At 68.9% G+C, this 20,093-nt stretch carries 19 protein-coding genes; 12 read left to right on the top strand and 7 right to left on the bottom strand.

Features of this window, described 5'->3' with window-relative positions:
- Positions 1 to 114: 114 nt before the first annotated feature.
- A complete protein-coding gene (locus GD1_RS03030; RefSeq protein WP_059035554.1) occupies positions 115 to 315 on the bottom strand; it encodes a hypothetical protein in 201 nt (66 codons plus the stop codon).
- Positions 316 to 424: 109 nt separating this feature from the next.
- Positions 425 to 646, bottom strand: coding sequence for a BldC family transcriptional regulator (locus GD1_RS03025; protein WP_020791036.1), 222 nt, complete (start codon positions 644 to 646; stop codon positions 425 to 427).
- A 429-nt stretch (positions 647 to 1,075) separates the two neighbouring features.
- Here GD1_RS03025 and GD1_RS03020 point away from each other — a divergent pair, with 429 nt between their 5' ends.
- The 4 genes from GD1_RS03020 to GD1_RS03005 are packed head-to-tail and all read left to right on the top strand — an operon-like array spanning position 1,076 to position 5,799.
- On the top strand, positions 1,076 to 1,381 hold the full coding sequence (locus GD1_RS03020; RefSeq protein ID WP_059035552.1) for a DUF4229 domain-containing protein: 306 nt from the start codon (positions 1,076 to 1,078) through the stop codon (positions 1,379 to 1,381).
- Between the two features lie 2 nt (positions 1,382 to 1,383).
- Positions 1,384 to 2,532: an L-cysteine desulfhydrase Cds1 gene (gene cds1, locus GD1_RS03015; protein ID WP_020791026.1), complete on the top strand. Its 1,149-nt coding sequence runs from the start codon at positions 1,384 to 1,386 to the stop codon at positions 2,530 to 2,532.
- 40 nt (positions 2,533 to 2,572) lie between these two features.
- The gene (locus tag GD1_RS03010; RefSeq protein WP_020791029.1) at positions 2,573 to 3,259 is read left to right on the top strand and encodes an ABC transporter ATP-binding protein; all 687 of its coding nucleotides are present in this window, start codon (positions 2,573 to 2,575) and stop codon (positions 3,257 to 3,259) included.
- A 5-nt stretch (positions 3,260 to 3,264) separates the two neighbouring features.
- A complete protein-coding gene (locus GD1_RS03005; protein ID WP_083533822.1) occupies positions 3,265 to 5,799 on the top strand; it encodes an FtsX-like permease family protein in 2,535 nt (844 codons plus the stop codon).
- An 87-nt stretch (positions 5,800 to 5,886) separates the two neighbouring features.
- Here GD1_RS03005 and GD1_RS03000 read toward each other — a convergent pair whose 3' ends face one another.
- Positions 5,887 to 6,756, bottom strand: coding sequence for a type IV toxin-antitoxin system AbiEi family antitoxin domain-containing protein (locus tag GD1_RS03000; protein ID WP_083533821.1), 870 nt, complete (start codon positions 6,754 to 6,756; stop codon positions 5,887 to 5,889).
- Between the two features lie 104 nt (positions 6,757 to 6,860).
- Between GD1_RS03000 and GD1_RS02995 the strand changes: the two genes are divergently transcribed.
- From GD1_RS02995 to GD1_RS02980, 4 genes are all read left to right on the top strand, one after another.
- The gene (locus GD1_RS02995) at positions 6,861 to 7,103 is read left to right on the top strand and encodes a hypothetical protein (RefSeq protein WP_059035546.1); all 243 of its coding nucleotides are present in this window, start codon (positions 6,861 to 6,863) and stop codon (positions 7,101 to 7,103) included.
- 27 nt (positions 7,104 to 7,130) lie between these two features.
- On the top strand, positions 7,131 to 8,003 hold the full coding sequence (locus GD1_RS02990) for a Clp protease N-terminal domain-containing protein (protein ID WP_059035544.1): 873 nt from the start codon (positions 7,131 to 7,133) through the stop codon (positions 8,001 to 8,003).
- Positions 8,004 to 8,094: 91 nt separating this feature from the next.
- Positions 8,095 to 9,882: a siderophore-interacting protein gene (locus tag GD1_RS02985; RefSeq protein ID WP_059035541.1), complete on the top strand. Its 1,788-nt coding sequence runs from the start codon at positions 8,095 to 8,097 to the stop codon at positions 9,880 to 9,882.
- Between the two features lie 146 nt (positions 9,883 to 10,028).
- Positions 10,029 to 11,420: an MFS transporter gene (locus tag GD1_RS02980; protein WP_059035539.1), complete on the top strand. Its 1,392-nt coding sequence runs from the start codon at positions 10,029 to 10,031 to the stop codon at positions 11,418 to 11,420.
- A gap of 33 nt (positions 11,421 to 11,453) precedes the next feature.
- On the opposite strand, the gene GD1_RS02975 is transcribed toward GD1_RS02980, so the two are convergent.
- The 3 genes from GD1_RS02975 to GD1_RS02965 all read right to left on the bottom strand — a co-directional run bounded on the left by GD1_RS02975 (position 11,454) and on the right by GD1_RS02965 (position 14,294).
- Complete coding sequence (locus GD1_RS02975) at positions 11,454 to 12,323, bottom strand: 1,4-dihydroxy-2-naphthoate polyprenyltransferase (RefSeq protein ID WP_020793320.1); 870 nt, start codon at positions 12,321 to 12,323, stop codon at positions 11,454 to 11,456.
- 52 nt (positions 12,324 to 12,375) lie between these two features.
- Entirely contained in the window at positions 12,376 to 13,395 is a 1,020-nt protein-coding gene (locus GD1_RS02970; protein ID WP_157079362.1) for a hypothetical protein, read from the bottom strand.
- A gap of 155 nt (positions 13,396 to 13,550) precedes the next feature.
- Positions 13,551 to 14,294, bottom strand: coding sequence for an SGNH/GDSL hydrolase family protein (locus GD1_RS02965; protein ID WP_244882493.1), 744 nt, complete (start codon positions 14,292 to 14,294; stop codon positions 13,551 to 13,553).
- On the opposite strand from GD1_RS02965, the gene GD1_RS25345 reads away from it, so the two are divergent.
- Positions 14,188 to 14,451, top strand: a complete 264-nt coding sequence (locus GD1_RS25345) for a hypothetical protein (protein WP_238403683.1) — start codon at positions 14,188 to 14,190, stop codon at positions 14,449 to 14,451. The two genes, GD1_RS02965 and GD1_RS25345, sit on opposite strands and share 107 nt — an antisense overlap.
- Before the next feature lie 78 nt (positions 14,452 to 14,529).
- On the opposite strand, the gene GD1_RS02960 is transcribed toward GD1_RS25345, so the two are convergent.
- A complete protein-coding gene (locus GD1_RS02960; RefSeq protein ID WP_244882491.1) occupies positions 14,530 to 15,576 on the bottom strand; it encodes a lipase family protein in 1,047 nt (348 codons plus the stop codon).
- Positions 15,577 to 15,814: 238 nt separating this feature from the next.
- On the opposite strand from GD1_RS02960, the gene GD1_RS02955 reads away from it, so the two are divergent.
- The 3 genes from GD1_RS02955 to GD1_RS02945 are packed head-to-tail and all read left to right on the top strand — an operon-like array spanning position 15,815 to position 19,796.
- A complete protein-coding gene (locus tag GD1_RS02955; RefSeq protein WP_083533818.1) occupies positions 15,815 to 17,473 on the top strand; it encodes a glycosyltransferase family 2 protein in 1,659 nt (552 codons plus the stop codon).
- A complete protein-coding gene (locus GD1_RS02950; protein WP_059035533.1) occupies positions 17,470 to 17,655 on the top strand; it encodes a hypothetical protein in 186 nt (61 codons plus the stop codon). Before GD1_RS02955 ends, GD1_RS02950 begins: the two co-directional genes overlap by 4 nt.
- A gap of 35 nt (positions 17,656 to 17,690) precedes the next feature.
- Positions 17,691 to 19,796, top strand: coding sequence for an acyltransferase family protein (locus tag GD1_RS02945; protein ID WP_059035565.1), 2,106 nt, complete (start codon positions 17,691 to 17,693; stop codon positions 19,794 to 19,796).
- Positions 19,797 to 20,093 lie beyond the last annotated feature (297 nt).

Here is a 20,093-nt window from a genome sequence, read left to right as displayed (position 1 = left end):
ACCCGAGTGACAGCTGTATAGGACAGTGGATCGGTGCATCGGACAACCGAATACAGTACCGCTGAACTGGGAATTCACATGAACGAACGGCGGTCACGGGTACGACGGTCCCGATCAGGTGTCGTCGGCGTCGGGACCGGACTGGCCGGGACGGTGGGTTCGACGATCGAGATCCATCAGGAAATCGGGATCGTCGTCCGGGCCGACCGGCCCGCGATGGCGGGCCTCGGCGCGTTCGGTCACCTGCGGTCCGAATGTCCGCCACAGCAGGAATCCGATCGCGATGAGCCCGATCAGGGTGAACAGCAGTGCCATGGCAACCTCCCGTCCGCAAGCTTACGTGAGTTGCGGACGGGCGGGTCGGCTGTGGCGAATCGGTGGTGTCGGCGGTGTCGGCGGACCGGTGATGTCGTGGAGGTGGCGGTCAGGGGACGCGGCGGTTGAGCAGGGCGACGACGTCTTCCTCGCGGAAGCGGCGGTGTCCGCCCGGGGTGCGGATGGAGCCGAGGATTCCGGAGGTGGCCCAGCGAGCAACGGTCTTGGGGTTGACGTTGAACATCGCGGCCACCTGTCCAGGAGTCAGCGTGTGCTGGCTCGCGAGGCCGGGGGTGATGACGCCTGCGGTGTTCGGTTCGATGGCGGTCATGGGACTCCCTTTGTCATGGTCGGAAACCGGACGCCTCCGACACGGTCGCGCGGTGCGCGCTTGCCACCATGAATACACGCAAATCGCCCAGGTACTCGAACATTCAGGAGGAGGTAAAGGAAGCGTAAAGAGGCCTGTGACCTGCATGAAGCCAGGACCAGCGGCTTTTACCGACCCTTGGGAACCGCAGGTGCATCCTTTTGCGGTCCGTGGCGTCAAACAGTGGACGATGTCCCTCGTTCGGACCACCGCGATGGCACAGTTTTACACATGACCCCGCGGGGCCGGAACGGTTGACATCGCCCTGGTTCGCGTCGAGCCGACGTTTCGCCCCGTCCGTCCGTACCCCGAATCCGGGCAATCGGTGCCCCGGCCGCCCGATCGGGCGTCCGGTCGGTGACCCGATCGCGGGGACGTACCCTGGAGGGCGTGAGTGAAGAGCAGAAAGAGCACGTCGGTGCGGGTGACCTCACCCTGTCGATCGCGCTGTACACCGTCGCCCGCCTGGTCCTGGTCGTGGCGCTCGCCGCGATCATCTGGGGCGTCGGAAAACTCGCGGGTGTCGACGTGCCCGTGCTGGTGGCCGCGGTCTTCGGGGTGCTGATCGCCCTGCCGCTGGGCATGGTGGTCTTCAAGAAGCTCCGGGTGCGCGTCAACAACCAGATCGCCATCGTCGACGGACAGCGCCGTGCCCGCCACGAGGATCTCCAGTCGCGGCTGCGCGGCGGCAACTGAGCATGACCGGTGATGTGCGGCCGGCCGGGGCCCGGACCGTCGACATCGACCGCCGCCTCGACCGTGCCTGGGCCGACAACGCGGTCCGGCTGATCGACGCCGACACCCGACGCAGCGCCGACACCCACCTGTTGCGTGTCGAACTCCCGGAATGGTCCCGCTGGACCGCCGACGACGGCCGTCCCACCGGCGTCGACCTCTACCTCAAGGACGAGAGCACCCACCCCACCGGCTCGCTCAAGCACCGGCTGGCGCGCTCGTTGTTCCTCTATGCGATCTGCAACGGCTGGATCACCGAGGGCACCCCGGTGATCGAGGCGTCCTCGGGCTCGACAGCGGTCAGCGAGGCCTACTTCGCGCGGCTGATCGGCGTCCCGTTCATCGCGGTGATGGCCGCGTCCACCTCGCCGGCCAAGACCGCGCTGATCGAACGGCAGGGCGGCCGGTGCCACCTCGTCGAACGTGCCAACCAGGTGTACGACGAGGCGCTGCGGCTCGAGCGTGAACTGGGCGGTCACTTCATCGACCAGTTCACGATGGCCGAGCGTGCCACCGACTGGCGCGGCAACAACAACATCGCCGAGTCGATCTTCGCGCAGATGGCCGACGAGGAGCACCCGATCCCCACCTGGATCGTGGTCGGCGCGGGTACCGGCGGCACGTCGGCGACCCTCGGCCGCTACCTGCGCTACCGCCGCCATCCCACCTGGCTGGCCGTCGTCGACCCGGAGAACTCGGTGTTCCTGCCCGCCTATGCCGCCGGTGACGGTTCGATCACCTCCGACGCGGGGTCGCGGATCGAGGGCATCGGTCGCCCACGCGTGGAACCGTCGTTCGTCTCGCAGGTCATCGACCGGATGATCGGTGTGCCCGACGCCGCCTCGATCGCCGCCACCCATGCGATCAGTGACCGGCTCGGCCGCCGCGTCGGCGGATCCACCGGCACCAACATGTGGGGTGCGCTGGCGCTGGTCGCGGAGATGGTCGCCGAGCGCCGCGCCGGCAGCGTCGTGACGCTGCTGTGCGATTCCGGTGACCGGTATGCCACCACCTACTTCGACGACGACTGGCTCGCGGCGCAGCAACTCGATCCGGCCGGGCCCGCCGCGGTACTCGAGGAGTTCTTCGCCACCGGCCGCTGGATCGACTGACCGCTGCTCGCGGTTCGGCGGTCCGGCTACGATCACTCCCGTGGCTGACGGGGAGCAGAATCTGGTCGAGGCGATCGATCTGGTACGTGAGTACCGGCTGGGCGAGGAGCGGGTGCGTGCACTCGACGGCCTCGACCTGAGTCTCGCGGGCGGTCGGTTCGTCTCCGTGGTCGGACCGTCGGGTGCGGGCAAGTCGACGCTGCTGCACCTCATGGGGGCCCTCGACACCCCGACGTCGGGAACCATCCGGGTCGCCGGTGTCGACCTCGGATCGCTCGACGACGCCGCGGCGTCGGAGTTCCGGCGCACCACCGTCGGCTTCGTCTTCCAGTTCTTCAATCTCGTCCCCACCATGTCGGCGTGGGAGAACGTCGCCCTGCCCCGACTGCTCGACAGCCAGTCGCTGCGCAAGGCCAAACCGCGCGCCATCGAGCTGCTCGAGCGGGTCGGCCTCGGCGACCGCGTCGACCATCGTCCGTCGGAGTTGTCCGGCGGACAGATGCAGCGGGTGGCCATCGCGCGGTCGCTGATCATGGAACCGGCCATCCTGCTCGCCGACGAGCCCACCGGCAACCTCGACTCCGCCACCGGCGCATCGGTTCTCGAACTGCTCTCCGACGTCGCCCACGAGGGTGGCGACCGGCTGGTGGTGATGGTGACCCATGATCCCAACGCTGCATCGGTCGCCGACCAGACCATCACCGTGCGGGACGGAAAGATCGCGTGAGGTCGGTGCCGGCCCGGCTCGGCGCGGGTCTGGGCCGCGTCCGCCTGCTCAACCTGCGCGAGATCCGCACCCACCGACTACGCCTGTTCACCTCGCTGATCGTGGTGATCGTGTCGTCGGCGCTGCTCGTCGCGGTGCTCGGCACCTACGGGTCCCTGACGGCGTCGGTGCGTCAGTTCAACGCCGCGATCGCCGGCACCGCCGACCTCGAGGTCGCCGCCATCGCCGACTCCGGTGTGGAACAGGACCTCGTCGGCCAGATCCGTCGTGACGTCCCCGACGTCAAGGCCGCGGTGCCGATGGTGCGCGGGTCGGTGACCATCGGCGACCGCACCATCCCGCTGCTGGGTTCGGACTATCAGGTGACGTCGTTGTCGGGGGAGGTCGCCGCAGCGGCCGAGGCCGGTGGCCCGTCGGTGTCGCTGGACGACCTCGCCGACGGGATCATCGCCGGACCGGGGACCGGACTCCATGAGGGACAACAGGTCTCGATCGGCGACACCGAGGTTCGGGTGTTGCGGGTGGTACCCGGGGGCGCCGCGGACGAACTCAACCAGGGCAACTACATCTTCGCCTATCTCGGCCTGGCGCAACGACTCACCGGGATGGACGGTCGGGTGGACTCCGTCCTGGTCGTGGTGGCGCCGGGGGCCGATGTGGCCACCGTGCGTTCGGGGATCGAGCGGGTCGTCGACGGCCGGGCGGTGGTGGTGAACCCGGATTTCCGTGCCGAACAGGCCGAGGTGGCCAGTTCGGTGACCCGTGATGCCACGCTGCTGGTCTCGCTGGTGTCGCTGGTGATCGCCGCATTCCTGGTGTTCAACACCATGAACATGGCGGTCGCGTCGCGGCGGCAGTCGCTGGCGATGGTTCGCGCGCTCGGCGCCCGTCGTGGTGATCTCGTCGGCGACATGCTCGGTGAGGCGGCGCTGTTCGGTCTCGTGGGTGGTCTGATCGGTGTGCCGCTGGGGTGGGCGGCCGGCCGCTGGGCGATCTCCACCGTGCCCGCGCTGAACCGCGATCAGGTGTCCATCGAGATCGGCTACCACCTGCCCGGGTATGCGCCGGTGGTGGCCGTGGTGGCGTGTGTGATCGCCTGTGTGGCGGCGACGAGTCTGGCTGCGCGGTCGGTGTTCTCGGTGTCGCCGGTCGAGGCGATGTCGCAGGGTGAGGCCGCTGCGGACGCCTCGTCGCGGCGCGGCCCGCTGGTGTGGGTGTCCGCGATCGCCGGGATCGTCGGCCTGATCGGATCGTGGGTGATCGTGGCGACGGTGCCCGACCGTCCCGCGATCCTGGCCGGCGCGGTCTACGCGATCGGCGCGCTCCTGTTGTGTTTCGCGCTGACCAAGCCGCTCGTCGAGATGGTGGTGCGGCTGGCCCGGCTGTTCGGCGGTCCCGGACGGCTCGCGTCGGTCAACACCGAACGCGCACCGCGCCGCGCCTGGGCCACCCTGATGACCGTCGCGGTGGCGATCGCGGTCGGTATCGGAACATCGGGTGCGCTGGACAATCTCGTCGGATCGATCTCGAAATCCCTGGACGGCCTGGGTGATCCGGACTTCTATGTCTCGTCCACCGGCAAGGAGCAGGTGCCGCTCGGGCCCGTCCTCCCGGAACAGATCGCCGGCGAGGTCCGTGCGGTTCCCGGTGTCGCCGAGGTGATTCCGGGACAGTGGGCGTCGGTGAACATCGGTGACGCGCGGGTGCTGATGCAGGGCCTCGTGCCCGGCTCCAAGGCGCCGTTCATGCGCAAGGCGAGTGCCGAGGCGGTGCAACAGGTGTTGGCCGGTGACGGCATCCTGCTCTCCAATGTGCTGGCCCGTACCCTCGACGCCCACGTCGGTTCCACCCTCCGGCTGGCCACCCCGACCGGATACCACGACCTCGTGGTCCGCGACACCGTCGACTACGTCTCCATCGATTCCGGAACCGCGGCGATGTCGAGCACACTGCTCGGGCAGTGGTTCGACCGTCCCGGCGCCACCTACCTCCAGGTGATGACCACCCCCGACGCCGACGAGGCGCGGGTGCGCGTCGCCCTGGAGGAGATCGCCGCGGCACATCCGGCCACCGGTGGGGTGGTGCCGCAGGTCTACAGCGGCGCCGAGGCGCTGGCGGCCACCAAGATGGAGGCCGAGGCGTCGGGTGCGTTCACCGTGGCGATCCAGTGGATCGTGTCGGTCGCCGCGGCCATCGCGCTGCTCAACACGCTGTTGCTGTCGGTGATCGAACGACGACGCGAACTCGGCGTCCTGCGCGCGATGGGCGCCTCACGTCGGTTCCTGTCGCAGATGGTGCTCGCCGAGGCCGGTGCGGTGGCCGTCGTCGGTGCCGTGATCGGCCTCGTCATGGGTGTGGTCCTGCATGTGCTGTCCGACGAGATACTCAGTGCCACCACGTCATTGGATATCGCTTACTCGCCGCGGCCGATCACCGTGGTCTACGTCGGGGTGTCGGTGGTGCTGTGCCTCGTCGGTGCGCTCGTCCCGGCCCGACGCGCCGCCCGCCTCAACATCTCCGAATCGATCGCCTCGGAGTAGCGGACAGGATCATCACCTCACGGCCGACTCATGTGGATAGTCCACATGAACCGGCCGTGAGGTGACACGTCTGTCCGCAGTTCTCGGTCAGCTCGTCTTGCGGCGTCGCGGTGCACGGTGGTGACGTGCGCGGATGGCCTTGAGGATGCGGGCCTCGGTCGCCGGCCAGTGGTGGACGACGTCGGCGTAGGTCACCCGCATGCGCAGGTATCCCGACGACGCCGAGACCTGGTCTCGCCGTCGATCCTCCTGGTAGTTCTCCGCGCCGGTGTGGTGGGCGCGGCTGTCGACCTCGATGATCAGGAGTTCTCCGGCGAGCAGGTCCACATGCCCGAGTCCGGGGATGTGCACCTGCGACCGGACGGCGATCCCGTTCCCACGCAGTCGAACCCGGACGAGACTCTCCGTACCCGACTGTGCGCGAGCATCACACCAGTCCAGACGTGCGCGGACCTCGGCAGGGGCATCGGCGAAGGCCGCACGGATGGCGGTCGGGGTGGGCAGCGCTTCGTCGGTGTCCGGTTCCCCGGCCTGCGAACGCCAGTATCGGTTGAGCATGGAGTCGCAGATCGCGATGATCTCGTCGCGGTCGACGCAGCGAATCGCATGTCGCAGGGCGAGGATCGGGTGGTCGACCGGGGCGTGCACGGGCTCGGGCCGACCGTACTGGGAACAGTAGCGCTCGGGGTTCGCGCGCGTCGCCTGACTGTTGCCGCGAAGGTGGAGTTCCTTGTCATGGGGTGGCACCCAGACGCCGTGCATGGACAACGCGGTCAGGCAGCTCACCGCGCCATGCCCGGTGACCGCGTCGACGACGCGCGGATCGGCGTCGGCCCTGGCGTACCAGCCGCGGGCGGGTCGGGTGACCCGGCCGTCGTCGAGGGCGCGGCGCAATGCCCGCCCGGAGATCCCACGCCTGTCGAGGTCGGCCCTGGTGTAGACGCCGTGGTCGGTCATCCCACGAGTGTGCGTCAGAACCGACGCTGCCTCGTGATGCTCATCCACAGGGTCGTTCGTCAATAATTCTTGACAACTAGCGGACGTCAACATAACCTGACAACATGCACGACGACGAGACCGCCAGTTCCCCGGAGGCAACCGACCTGGCCGGAGCCGCCGCGAGCGCAGACCCCGCACAGGGGCTGGCAGCGGTGAGAGCTCTGCGCACCCTGGCCGACCGCCTCGAGGACGTGCAGGTGGCCAACGCCCGAAACCAGGGCTGGAGTTGGCAGGCGATCGCAGATGTCCTGCAGATCAGCCGCCAGGCCGTGCATCAGAAGCACTCACCACCACAGACCCGCTGAGGGTTTGAAACCCCAAGGAGAACAACAATGTTCGAACACTTCAATCGAGATGACAAGGCGACGATGGTTTTTGCGATCGCCGAGGCCCGCGAGCTGGGACACCGGGAGGTCGGCAACGACCACCTGATCCTGGGCATGCTGGGCAATGCACGGACACCGCTGTTCGCGGTGCTCACCGGACTCGGCCTCACCCTGGCCGATGCCCGTGAGGCGTCACGTGCTCACCACGGCGAGCACGACGCCGACGCGGCGGAGGCCGCCGAGCAGAGCGCCGCCGAACGCTACGAGGAGGACCGGGAAGCTCTGCGCTCCATCGGAATCGACCTCGACAAGGTGCGCGAGGCGGTCCGTGACCGATTCGGCGACGACCTCGCCGACGGCTGGGCCGACCGGATGCGGCGTGGCCGCGGCCGAGGCCGAGGCCGTGGGCGCGGACACGGACACGGCGGCCCCCACGGCCGACGCGGCGGCTGCGAACCGGACTTCGGACCCGGCGCGGGCTTCCGGCCCGGCGGCGCAGACTTCGGACCCGGTGCAGGCTTCGGTCCGGGATACGACCGCGGGCCGCGAGGATTCGGTCCGCAGGGTTTCGGCCCCGGAGGGTTCGGCCCCGGGGGAGAAGGATTCGACGGCCCCTTCGCCGGCGGTCGCGGGCGTCGCGGACCTCGTGGACGCGGAATGCGTCCCCGCTTCGCCGCCGAATCCCGCCAGGCACTCGAGGCGGCGGTCCGGGTCGCCCGCGAACGCGGCGACAACCGGCTGCGCGTCGAGTACCTGCTGCTGGGCATCATCGAGGCCGGCGACGCCGCCTCGATCGCCGTGATCGAGTCGGCGACCACTGCCGACGACCTCAAGGCCGCCGTCCTGGCGAGCCTGCCCGAGGCACCCGCCGGGGTCTGACCGGCCGACGCTGCCGTGATGGCCGGGGGAACCTGCACGGTACGGTGGTCTGCGACCGAAACGCAGACCTGAACAGGGGTGGACACCGTCGATGAGTCGTTCCGCATTCCGAGCTCACTCCCTGGTCCTGCGGCACGTGCAGGTACGCCGTGTCGAGGACATCACGCCCCGCATGCGACGCATCACCGTCGGCGGTGAGGAACTCGGCGCATTCGCCCGCGACGGCATGTCCTTCCCGGCGTTCGCGCCGCCGGCCTTCGACGACCACGTCAAACTGATCTTCGCGCCCGGCGGCGACATCGCCGACGCGCTGCCCCGACAGAACGCCAACGGCATCGACTGGCTGCCGTCGGAGCACCGCGTGACCCGTGACTACACCCCGCATCACGTCGACGCCGACGTCCTCGAGGCACAGTTCGACTTCGTCGTCCACACCGACGGCCAGGTCGCCAACGGGCCCGCCGAGGAGTGGGCGCGCGCCGCCGTGCCGGGCAGCGACCTGTGGTTCGTCGGCCCCAAGGCCTCCCTGGTCCTCCCCGACGACGTCGCCGAGCTGATCCTGATCGGCGATGAGACCGCGCTACCGGCGATCACCCGGTTCTTCGACGAGCGGCCCCTCGACATCCCGGTACACGCACTGATCACCGTCGCCACCGAGGCGGCGATCCAGGCGATCGTCACCCGTCCCGGTGACTCGGCCGACTTCGTCGTCGCCCAACCGGGGGACGCCGAGGCGCTGCTCGCCGCGGCGCAGAAGCTGACACCGGGGGAGGGGCCGGTCTACGTGTGGGCCGCCGCCGAGAGCCGGGCGCTGCTCCCGGTCCGTCGGCATGCCAAACGGGAGTGGGCAATCCCCAAGTCGCACATGGCGATCACCGGGTACTGGCATGTGCGCGAAGAGTCCGACGCCGATGCGGCCACCGCCGAGGAGGCGGCCGGTCCGGTGGCCACGCCGATCACCTCACCGGTGCCGTGGCTGGCCACCCGTGCGGCACTGAAACTGGGCCTGCTCACCGAGGTGGCACTGGAGCCGGCTCCCCGCGCCGCCCTGGAACGGCGTGCGAATGTCACGGCCGGACAACTCGATCCGCTGCTGGCCATCCTCGTCGACTGTGACATCCTGCGCGTCGACGCCGACCACTACCGTGCCGGTGCGGTGGGCGATGCACTGCTCGACGACGAGCATGCCCAGGAGGAGTTCGTCGGGCTGTACGCCGATCAGGTGGTGGCCCTGGGTGATCTGGCCGACGGTCTCGGTGCCGGTGGCACCGGCTGGGCGACGCGGACCGGGAACACCCTGCGCGACACCGTCACCGCGTCGTCGTCGGAGTACGCCGAGCTGGTCGACGAGGCGGAGGGCCTGCGGTTCCTGATGCCGGCGCTCTCCCGACTCCCGTTCTGGGCCGACCGATCCCGCATCGCGCTCGGCGGTCCGTCGGCGCTGGTCGTGGCCGACGGTCTGCGGATCGCCGAGATCGCTGCGGAACTGGTCGTCGTCGAAGATCCCGAACCACTGCGCGCGCTGCGGGAGGGCTGGGACTCCGACGATCTCGCCTTTGCCGACTCCTGGCCCGCCGACACCCCGATCCTGCTCGCCTCGGCACTCGAACACCGCACGGACGCAGAGGTTCTCGCACACCTCGACGACCTGCGCACCGTCACCGACACCGTGTACCTGATGGAATCCACCGAACTCGACGGCCTCAACGCCCGCGCCGCCGAGCAGGCCCTGGTCACGTTGGGTGCGATCGGTGTCCCGCCCCGCAACCTCGCCGACCTCGGCCGGCTCGTCGCGCAGGCCGGTTGGTCGGTCGCGTCGACGTCCCCGCTCGGCTGGGGTGTCGAATGCCTGGAACTCGTACCCGCGGAACGCAACTGATATTTCGGCTGTGGGTGTGCGGCTACCGGTCCGGCCGCATCCGCAACAGCACCCCGTCGATCTGTGCGGCGACGGCCTCGCGCACGCTGTAGTCCCGGGCGTACTCGGGTAGCCGGTCGATCAGCGCGGCGACGGTCGGGACGTCGGTGAGCTTGTACGGGGGCCGCCCGGTCCACTATCCGACCCTGCTCGCGACGATCTTCACGTTGCAGTTCCTGGTCGCCCTCGACATGTCGCTGGTGAACATCGCGCTCCCCGACATCCGTTCGGACCTGGGGTTCAGAGCATCCGGCCTGCAATGGGTGGTCAACGGCTACCTGCTGACCTTCGCCGGGTTCATGCTGCTCGGCGGTCGTCTCGGCGATCTGTGGGGCCGGCGGGTCGTCGTGCTCGCCGGGCTCACGGTCTTCGCGGTCGCCAGTGTGGTCGGCGGGCTCGCCTCCGGTCCCGGCCTGCTGGTGGCCGCCCGCGCCGTGCAGGGGGCGGCCGGTGCGCTGCTCGCCCCGGCGGCCCTGGCACTGGCCTCCACGGTCGACGACGCCGCGCAACGCAAACTGGCGATGGCGCTCTGGGGTGGTGCGGGCGCGGGTGGCGGGGCGGTCGGTGTGGTCCTCAGCGGCCTTCTCACCGAATGGTTCTCGTGGCGGGCGGTCCTGTTCGTCAACGTGCCGATCGTGGTGGTCGCGCTCATCGCCGCCGCCCGGGGCGTCCCGGCCGGGCGCCGCCGCGACGTCGGACACCTCGACGTCCCCGGTGCGATTCTGGTGACCACGGCGGTCGGGGCGCTGGTCTACGCGGTGACCAGCGGCGGTGACCACGGCTGGGGTGAGACCGCGACGATCGTCGCCTTCGTCGTCGCGGTGCTGGGGGCGCTCGCCTTCGCCCTCGTCGAACGCTCCACCGACCACCCGCTCATGCCGTTGCGGATCCTGGCGGCGCGAAGCGTGCTGGGGGCCAACATCTTCGGCTTCATGCTCGCCGCCGTACAGCTGGCGGCATTCTTCTTCGCATCGCTGTACGTGCAGACCGTCTGGGATGTGGAGTCCGACGTCGCCGGACTGCTGTTCCTGCCGTTCTGCGTCGGGGTGGTGATCGGTATCGCCCTGTCGGGCAAGCTGGCCGCGGCGATCGGGGCACGCAACAGCATCGGTGTGCTCGGTCTGGTCGGGGCGGTGGGCATGGTGCTGTTCGCGCGGATGCCCGGCGAGTTCGATTTCTGGGCGCTGCTGGTGTCGTCGCTGGTCGCATCCATCGGGATCGGCGGCTCGATGGTGCTCATCGGTACCGTCGGGACCCGCGGCGTCGCACCCGGGGAGGCGGGTCTGGTCTCGGGAATCCTCAACAGCTCACGGCAGCTCGGCGGCACGATCGGGCTGGCCGTCCTGGTCACCATCGCCGCCCGCCAGGCCGTTCCGGTCGACGGCTATCGCATCGGGTTCGCCTGCGGTGCGGTCCTTCTGGCCGTCGGCGCGCTGGCGGCGTGGGCCGTCCTGCCGGGTCGCAGCGCCGACGCGAAGGCGATGGCCGCCCAGGGGTGAGAAAGCCGGCCGCCGTCGCCGGCGGGAACCGGATCAGGCGACGATCAACGCCACCGCGGTCAGCACCGACCATGCGAGCATCGCCAGACCGGTACCGCCGATCGACGGGATCAGCGCACGGCCGGTGGCGCCGGTGGCCACCGGCCGGCCCGCGATCACGAAGAGCGGCAAAGCGATCAGCCCGATCAGTGCCCACGGTGTGGCGGCCACCAATGCCAGGCTCATCACCAGCGGCAGCGCCAGCAGGGTCAGATACAGCACCCGCGTCGGCCGTTCACCGATCCGCACCGCCAGGGTGATCTTGCCGGACTCGGCGTCGGTCGGGATGTCGCGCAGGTTGTTCACCACCAGCACCGACGTCGAGATCGCGCCCACGCCGACGGCGCAGGCCACACCCGCCCAGTCGATTCGTCCCGCCGTGACGTACTGGGTGCCCAGCACCGCGACCAGACCGAAGAACACGAACACCGCGATCTCGCCGAGTCCGATGTAGCCGTAGGGTTTCGGACCGCCGGTGTAGAACCAGGCGCCGGCGATGCAGATCGCCCCGACCACCACCAGCCACCATGCGGTGGTCACCGCGAGGGCCAGGCCGCACACGGCACCGACGCCGAAGCAGACGAATGCCGCGGTCTTCACCGCCTTGGGTTCGGCCGCCCCCGATCCGACCAGACGCATGGGGCCCACGCGGTCGTCGTCGGTGCCGCGGATGCCGTCGGAGTAGTCGTTGGCGAGATTGGCGCCGATGATGAACGACACCGCCACCAGCAGTGCCAGCACCGCCTTCCACCACACCACGTCACCGGCGTACAGCGCCGCACCGACGCCGGCGATCACCGGTGAGATCGCGTTGGGGAGGGTGCGCGGACGGGCGCCGGAGATCCACTGCTTTGCGGTTGCCACGTCACTGATCGTGCCACGCGGGGCTCGGCTCACCGCCGGATGCCCTCTGGTCTCACGTGCCCGCCGGGTCGGTGTCCTCGGGGACGACCGGGGTGATCTCGGGTTCGGTCGGCTGCGGGGTCTGCACATCGCCGAAGGAGCCGGGACTCACGGTGGGCGCGGTCGGGATCACCGGCGGTTCGCTCGGCGGGTTGCTGGGCGCGCTCGGGGTGCTCGGCGTGCTCGGCGAACTGGTCGTCGCCGAGTCCGACGTCGTGGAGGTGGCGGGCGCCTCGTTGTCCGCGGTCGAGGTGGTGGTCGGTGACGGGGAGACCGACGTCGTCGTGGGGGTGTCGGTCGCCGGCGCCGGGGTCTCGACGGCCGGTGGTGCCGACGCCTGCGGGGAGGCCTCGGGAACTGCGGCGGCGCTCGGTTCCGCCGTCGCGACCGCGCGTGACTCCAGGACCGCCTGGGCCTGGGGATGGATGCTTCGTGCGCTCACCCGTACGGACGGATCGGTGGCCGCCACGACGGCCAGCGCCGCCTCGAGCAGACTGCCCACGTCCTCCGGCGTCATCGGGAGCGCCGGGCCCTCACCGGTGGGATCGTCCCAGATCTCATACGCCGAGACCTTGCCCTTGTATCGGCCGGCGAGTCGTTGCGCGAACACGGTGAACCGTTCGACCACGCGCACCGGATCGGCGCTCCCGGCCCACGGGGAGGTCAGCGAGATGACGACGGAGACGTCCATGCCGTGCGCGCGGGCCTCGTCGATCACCGTGTCGAGGGTCCCCCAGGCCGTGGTGTCGGAGCCGCCCTGCTGCAGGAACGTCCACGGCGCACCGACGCGGATCTCGCGCACGCCCAGGCGGTACAGGTCGTCGATGGTGGTGACGAGCTCGTCACGGCTCATCCGGTAGATCTGCGCGTCACCGACACCGAGTTCGGTGGGATCCCCGGTCACCGCGGTGAGCGCTGTGATCAGCGACGACGCGGGAGGGGACGGGGCCGGTGCGGGGAACGGGGCGGTGGTCACCCCGATCATCGCGCCGCCGATCGCCAGTGCCGTCGCACCGATCGCAACACGCCGCATCGTGCGTGACCGGACCGGTTGCATAAGATTTCCTCGACGTATTCACGGCTGTTTCTCAGGAACTGCTACAGAAACATTGTGCCGTGCTCACCGCCGATGCGGAAGGAGTCCGGTGTCCGTCGAGTGATCCAAATTCGCAGGGTAGGACGGCGCCCTCAGGCCGGGGTGAGGCCGAATGCCGCCAGCACGGCCTTGGTCCAGAGTTCCTGGCCGGCCGCATTGGGGTTGACGTCGTCGCTCATCAGCTGGGCGCGGGCCGCCGGATCGGTGGGGAACGCCGAGTACACGTCGATCACCTGGATGCCCTCGGTGTCCATCGCCGCCGCGAACCCCGACATCTGCTGGGCGTCGGAACCGTCGCGATGCGGGTTCTGCTTGATCACCGCGATCGCCGCCTCGGGGTACTTCTTCTGCAGGTCGGTGATCAGCGGCTGGATCTGCGGGGCGAGCGGCTTGGTGGTGTCCTCGGTGAGCCCGAAGTCCAGCAGGATGATGCTCGGCGTGACGTCCTTGCCGATCATCGTGTCGAGATGCTTGCGTGCGTAGGCGGCGTCCACACCGGCGGCGCTGCCGTTCCAGAATCCGATGGGCCCGTTGGGGCCGGTGCCCAGTGAGACCGGTTTGCCGTAGGCGGTGGTCTCGGTGTTCCAGTAGGCCGTGGCGACCGGACGCTGCAGCGAGGCGCTGATCGCACGACCCAGGGCGGGTGCCCACCCGGTGGGGGATGCGCCGGTGGAGTCACCGAGCAGGACGATCGTCCGCGGTTCGGTGGGGTTGGCCTTAGCCGAATCCATGAATTCGACGGTGGCCGGTGTCGTGGGTGCGGATGCGGGTGTCGTTCCCGCGGGAGCGGTCGTGGCCGCGGCCGTGGTCGGGGCGCTTCGGTTTCCCGAGATCACCAATCCGACGATGAGGACGACGACGCAGACCGCCATCAGGATCCAGGCCCATACCGGGGCCGACGCCGCGATGCGCTTCACCAAGCTCTTCATTGCTGTGAAGATTCTCCTCAATACCACCGGCCGGGAGGTCGCCCGAGCCCACCATGTTGCGTAGACCATAACCGGCATCGCCGCAGCATGCGCGATGGGCCCCGCCGGCGGAGTTGATCAATCGCTCGAATTCCGTTGCGGCTCAACAGTCGCCACCGGTGGGTCGGCCGGCGAACCGTGCATGGATCCAATCTCTGAGCAGCGCACCGGAATTCGCGGCGTGACCTTGGCCTTCGAGGCGCACGCGCTGCACCGTGTCGCCCTTCGCGCAGCCCTCGCCGAGCGTCACCTCCATGACGTCGACGGGGATGATGTCGTCGACACTGCCGTACAGCGCGAGGATGGGGACATCGGTGGCGGTCTGCGGCAACGACTGTCGTGCGATCGCGGTGCGCAGTGCCTGCGCCGCGGCCGGTGAGTCGGCGCGGAAGGTCGCCGCATCGGCCGACCGCACCTGGGCGGCCACCGCGTCTCGGTCGCCGGAACACGAGGTCAGGGTGGCGAGCCGGCCTGCGGCGGGACCGTGCAGGTGGTCGTCGGGATCGATCGACGGATCGGCCTGCGCGATACCGCCGACCAGGATCGGATACAGCCAGCGCTGCCCGGCGGTCAGGGTGCCGTCCTGTGCGCGATCGACCAGGTAGCCGGCGTCGAGCAGGGGAACCGATGCCACCGCTCCCCGAAGATTCCCGACGCCGTAGGACGCCTGGTTCTCGGCCGTCGCCCACGCGGCGTTCCCGCCCTGCGATGCGCCGTACACCACCCAGTTCGGGCCGATCGTCGGTTCGATCCCGCGGGCCGCGCGCACCGCGTCGATCACGTTGTGGGCGGCGGTCCGCGGTTCCAGGTAGGGGTGTGCGGCGGTGCGGGTGCGCAGGCCCAGGCCCTGGTAGTCGGTGGTGACCACGGCATAACCCGACTGCACGAAGGAGGCGACGGCGCCGATGTCGCCGAACATCTCGGCGTTGTCCGACGGTCCGCAGTCGCGGCTGATGCCGGTGGTGCCGTGTGCATAGGCGATCAGCGGCCAGCCGCCCGCCGGACGATCGCCGCCGGGGACGAACACCGCCCCGCTCACCGTCGTCGCACCGCCGTCCACACCCGACGTCGAGCGGTAGACGATCCGGGTGGCGCGGGTTCCGGCCGGCGTCACCGACGCCCAGGAATCGAGGCCGGGACTCGACGACACCACTTCGCCGCGGGCGGCGAGAATCGTCCGATCGATGGATGGTGCGGATGTCGAGAAGTCTGCATTCTCCGCCGCGGAATGTGACGTAGAACACGCTGCGAGAACGGCGCCGACGGACACGATCACGCCTATGTGTCGGGCTTTCCGCAGCACATGCACGTGACGACGTTAGCGGGCGCCGACGCCACATTTGCAATGACCTTGTTCGTACCCGATTCTGTTTCGCGTGGGCATCACGATGTGGGAACGACCCGACGCCGGGACGCCCGCGCCTGCCGACCCACAGGGCGGCGAATCGGGGCAGAAGAATCCGGGTCCGGCCATTCCCGAATCCGGTGTTGTCGACGCCGGTGCACCCCCGGTCTCGGCGCCCGCCGACGACGAGGTCTACGAATATCTCGGCGCCCAGCAACGCTGGATTCACGGTGTCCTCCTGCTGGCCTTCGCACTGGTCGCCTGGTCCCTTGTCGAATTCGCCACTGCGCGACCGGTGTTGCTACCGGTGCTGGCGGTCCTCGCGATCAACGTGATCGGCACGGTGCTGTCGTTGGCCACCGGGATCAGTCGCCGGCGCGTCACCTGGCGTTCACATCAAGAACTCGCCGCCGGCTGGTCGCCCCCATCGGCGCGATTCGGGTCCGTCGACGTCTTCTTGCCGACTTGTGGGGAAAGTCTCGAAATCCTGCAGAACACCTACCGCAACGTATCGGCGATGGCCTGGCCCGGCGAGCTGGCGATCCACGTTCTCGACGATGCGGACCGGCCGGAGGTCGCCGATCTCGCGGAAGATTTCGGATTCCGCTACATTGTCCGACCCGATCGCGGACATCTCCGCAAGGCCGGAAATCTGCGGCACGCGTTCTCGGTGTCCGACGGTGAATTCGTGGTGATCTTCGACGCCGATTTCTGCCCGCGACATGATTTCCTCGCCCACCTCATGCCTTATCTCGACGACCCGCAGGTCGCGATCGTGCAGAGCCCGCAGACCTTCGCGACCACCGAGCGGATGGGGTGGGTCGAGCGCACCGCCGGGGCCACCCAGGAGTTCTTCTACCGGTGGGTGCAGCCGTCCCGGGACAAGCTCGGTGCCGCCAACTGCGTGGGTACCTCGGCGGTGTACCGGCGGTCGGCGCTGCAGCGGATCGGCGGGTTCACCCCAATCGAACATTCCGAGGATCTGCACACCGGACGGCACCTGCAGCAGTTGGGTTACACGATTCGCTATGTGCCGGTGGTGCTCTCGCGCGGGCTGTGCCCCGACGACCTCGCCGGCTTCCTCAACCAGCAGTACCGATGGTGTATGGGATCGCTCTCGCGGGTGCGCAACACCCATGTGCGCGAGCCGGTCCGGCGGATGACGCTGCGGCAGGCGCTCTCCCACTGGGCCGGGGTGTTCTACTACCTGACCACCGCGGTCAACGTCTTCATGGTGTTCCTGCCGGGCATCATCATGGTGGCCTTCTTTCCCGAGGACATCCGGCCGTGGCAGCTGGTGCCGTTCCTGTTCGGCCTGTGGGTCTACGTCGTCGTCTTCCCGCTGGTGTCCCGCACTCGCTGGCGGTTCGAGGTGCTGCGCATCCAGATGGCCTACAGCTTCGCCCACGCCGTCGCCATCTGGCACAAGCTGATCGGCCGCGAGATCGGCTGGGTGCCCACCGGTGCGGTGGGGCGCAGCAACTCCCTGGCCCGCTCGATCAGTGCCTTGGGGGTGTTCTCCCTCGGGGTGTCGCTGGTGGTGTTCTGGGTGTTGCTGGTCCGCGACGTCGGCGACTACGGCCTCGCCTCCTTCTGGCTGATGGCGTCCTTCGTCGCCACCTACACCTATCTCGCCGGTCCGTTGCTGGTGGAATTCGTCCGGGTGCTCACCGCGCGCACACGTCGTCGGGTCGAGCCGTGAACCACGACGACACGAGCGGTGACGGACTGCCCCGCCCCGAACGCACCGACCGTCGGCCGGTGGGCCGCAACACCAATCGGGTGACCGCGATCGAGGTGATCGGGTACACGCTGGTCATCGTGTTCCTCGCCGTGCTGGCGCTCGGCGCCTTCGACATCGTGCTGCCGTGGACGGCACCGTGACCGCAGCCCACGGATCGGGTGCCGGATCGGGCCCCGTGGCGACTGCCGAGGCGAGGGTCGTGCCGGCGGCCACCGTGCCGAGCAAGAGGTTCTTCACCGACATCGCCGGCCTGCGCGGGGTGGCGGTGCTGCTCGTCGTCCTCTTCCATGCCCGAATCCCCGGTCTCGGCGGCGGTTTCGTCGGGGTGGACGTCTTCTTCGTGATCTCCGGGTTCCTGATCACCGGCCTGTTGATCCGGGAGTACGAGAAGACCGGGACGCTGTCGTTCAAGGGTTTCTATGCCCGACGGTGCCGGCGGATCATCCCGGCCGCCGCACTGGTCATCGTGGTGTCGCTCATCGGTGCGGTCCTCACCATGCCACTGTTGCGTGTCTTCAAGCAGTCGTTGGATCTGCTTGCCGCGGCGGCGAATCTGGCCAACTGGCATTTTCTCGCGCAGAACGCCGACTACCTGGCCGGTTCCATCGACGGAAGCCTGGCCACACATTTCTGGTCCCTGGCCATCGAGGAACAGCTGTACTTCGTCTGGCCGCTCACCGTGTTCGCCGCGGCTGCGCTCGTGTCCAGAACCGTGCTGCGCAAGGTCATCGGTGTGCGGGTGTCGATCGGGGTGGTGGTCGGCGCACTCACCGTCGGATCACTGATCTGGGCCATCCAGCTCACCCCGGTCGACCCGGCGACGGCGTACATGGCCACCTATACGCGGGTGTGGCAGTTCGGGTTCGGTGCGTTGCTAGCCGTGATCGAGCCGCTGCTGCTGATGGTGTGCCTGCGGGTCCCGGTGGTGGCCCGCGTGGTCGGTGGCGTGCTGGGATGGGCGGGTCTCGCCGGAGTGATCGCGGCCGCGGTGCTGATCGACGCACACACCCCGTATCCGGGGACCGCAGCGCTGCTCCCGACCGCCGCCGCGGTGGCGATCATCGCGTCCGGCCAGCTGAATCCGGTGGGGGAGAAGCCGGGTCCGTCGTCGTTCTGGTTCGTCGGCGGACTGCTGTCGATCGCACCGATGCGTTTCCTCGGCCGCGTGTCGTATGCGTGGTATCTGTGGCATTGGCCCGCGCTGGTGTTGTTCGAGACGGTGGCAGGCACCACATCGTGGCCGGCGCTGCTCGCGGTCAGCGCCGTGTCGCTGGCCATCGCGACGGCATCCACGCTCTGGTTCGAGGAACCGATCATCGGCAACCGCACGTTGCGCGCCAACCGGTCGGCGTCGATCTCGGTGGGGCTCACCGGCCTCGTCGTCGGGCTCGCGGTCACCATGACGGTCGGGGTGGTGACGGTCAAGATCGCCTCCCGCGACACCGTCGCCAACGCCGCCCTGAACTATCAGTCGGTGTTCGGTCGGGAGAGTGCCGAGACGTCGGGGCCGGTGGTGCCGAATCCGTTCCAGGCCTACGACGACCGGCCAGAGCCCAACGAATGTCTGCTCCCGGTGGGCGAACTCCACCCGGTGCGTGAGTGCACGTTCGGCCCGGTCGACGGTATCCCGGTGGTGTTGTTCGGTGATTCGCACGCCGAGCAGTGGTCGGAGGCCATCCGGACCATCGGCGACGCCCACGGCTGGCGAATCCATCAGTTCACCAAGGCGGCGTGCCCGGCGCAGAACCTGCGGCCCGTCCCCGGCCGTGGCGACCCGTTCAACAAGGAGGACTGCCTGCAGTGGCGGGCCGACTCGTTGCGCGCGATCACCGCACTCGACCCGAAGATCGTCATCGTCTCGTCGCTGTCGACGTATGCGCCGGAATACGAGACCGCCGAGTCCGCCTGGAACGACACCCTCGCAACACTGCGGGCAACAGGCGCCGACCTGGTCTACATCGCCGACACCCCGTACCCGGGCTTCCAGGTCGCCGATTGCATGTCCGGGGCGCTCGACGACTGGAGCCGTTGCGATTTCGAGCTCGACAACGTCCCGCGCCACGAGCCGATCCTCACCGAGCAGGCCCGCGGCCGCGACACCGACATCCTCACCGTCGACGTCAACGACCTGCTGTGCGACGGCAATCGGTGCGTGCCCGCCCGCAACAAGATCCTGTTCTACCGGGACGATTCACATCTGACCGCCACCGCCGCCCGGGTTCTCGAACCCGCCCTGACCAAAGAACTCGACGCACAGCGCTTCGACTACAACGCACGATAGCCCGCATCCTCGTCTGATGGTCGATCAGCTACTGGCCGTTGGTGGTTGAACCGACCAAGGGATACGAGCACGGCAGCTGTTGCAGGTTGATCCGATGAAGGAAATTCGACGTAGTGCGCTTCGGCTGCAGTTGTTGCTGGTTGAGCGGACCAAGGGATACGAGTACGGCACGTGGGCTGCAGTTGTTGATGGTTGAGCCGACGAGGAGCGTAGCGACGAGGCGTGTCGAAACCTCAGACGGCCGAGCTCGCCAGCGCGACCACCTCAGGGGTGGTTACCGCCCAGTAGAAGTTGCGG

The sequence above is a fragment of the Gordonia desulfuricans NBRC 100010 genome (assembly GCF_001485495.1).
Classification (GTDB): Bacteria; Actinomycetota; Actinomycetes; order Mycobacteriales; family Mycobacteriaceae; genus Gordonia; species Gordonia desulfuricans.
The sequence above is the reverse complement of the archived record's forward strand: the minus strand, read 5'-3'. Positions and strand labels throughout refer to the sequence as shown.

Coding starts and splice junctions, on each gene's coding strand:
- GD1_RS03030 (WP_059035554.1), bottom strand. CDS start 315: ATGGCACTGCTGTTCACCCTGATCGGGCTCATCGCGATCGGATTCCTG.
- GD1_RS03025 (WP_020791036.1), bottom strand. CDS start 646: ATGACCGCCATCGAACCGAACACCGCAGGCGTCATCACCCCCGGCCTC.
- cds1 (WP_020791026.1), top strand. CDS start 1,384: ATGACCGGTGATGTGCGGCCGGCCGGGGCCCGGACCGTCGACATCGAC.
- GD1_RS03000 (WP_083533821.1), bottom strand. CDS start 6,756: ATGACCGACCACGGCGTCTACACCAGGGCCGACCTCGACAGGCGTGGG.
- GD1_RS02995 (WP_059035546.1), top strand. CDS start 6,861: ATGCACGACGACGAGACCGCCAGTTCCCCGGAGGCAACCGACCTGGCC.
- GD1_RS02990 (WP_059035544.1), top strand. CDS start 7,131: ATGTTCGAACACTTCAATCGAGATGACAAGGCGACGATGGTTTTTGCG.
- GD1_RS02985 (WP_059035541.1), top strand. CDS start 8,095: ATGAGTCGTTCCGCATTCCGAGCTCACTCCCTGGTCCTGCGGCACGTG.
- GD1_RS02970 (WP_157079362.1), bottom strand. CDS start 13,395: ATGCGGCGTGTTGCGATCGGTGCGACGGCACTGGCGATCGGCGGCGCG.
- GD1_RS25345 (WP_238403683.1), top strand. CDS start 14,188: ATGAATTCGACGGTGGCCGGTGTCGTGGGTGCGGATGCGGGTGTCGTT.
- GD1_RS02955 (WP_083533818.1), top strand. CDS start 15,815: ATGTGGGAACGACCCGACGCCGGGACGCCCGCGCCTGCCGACCCACAG.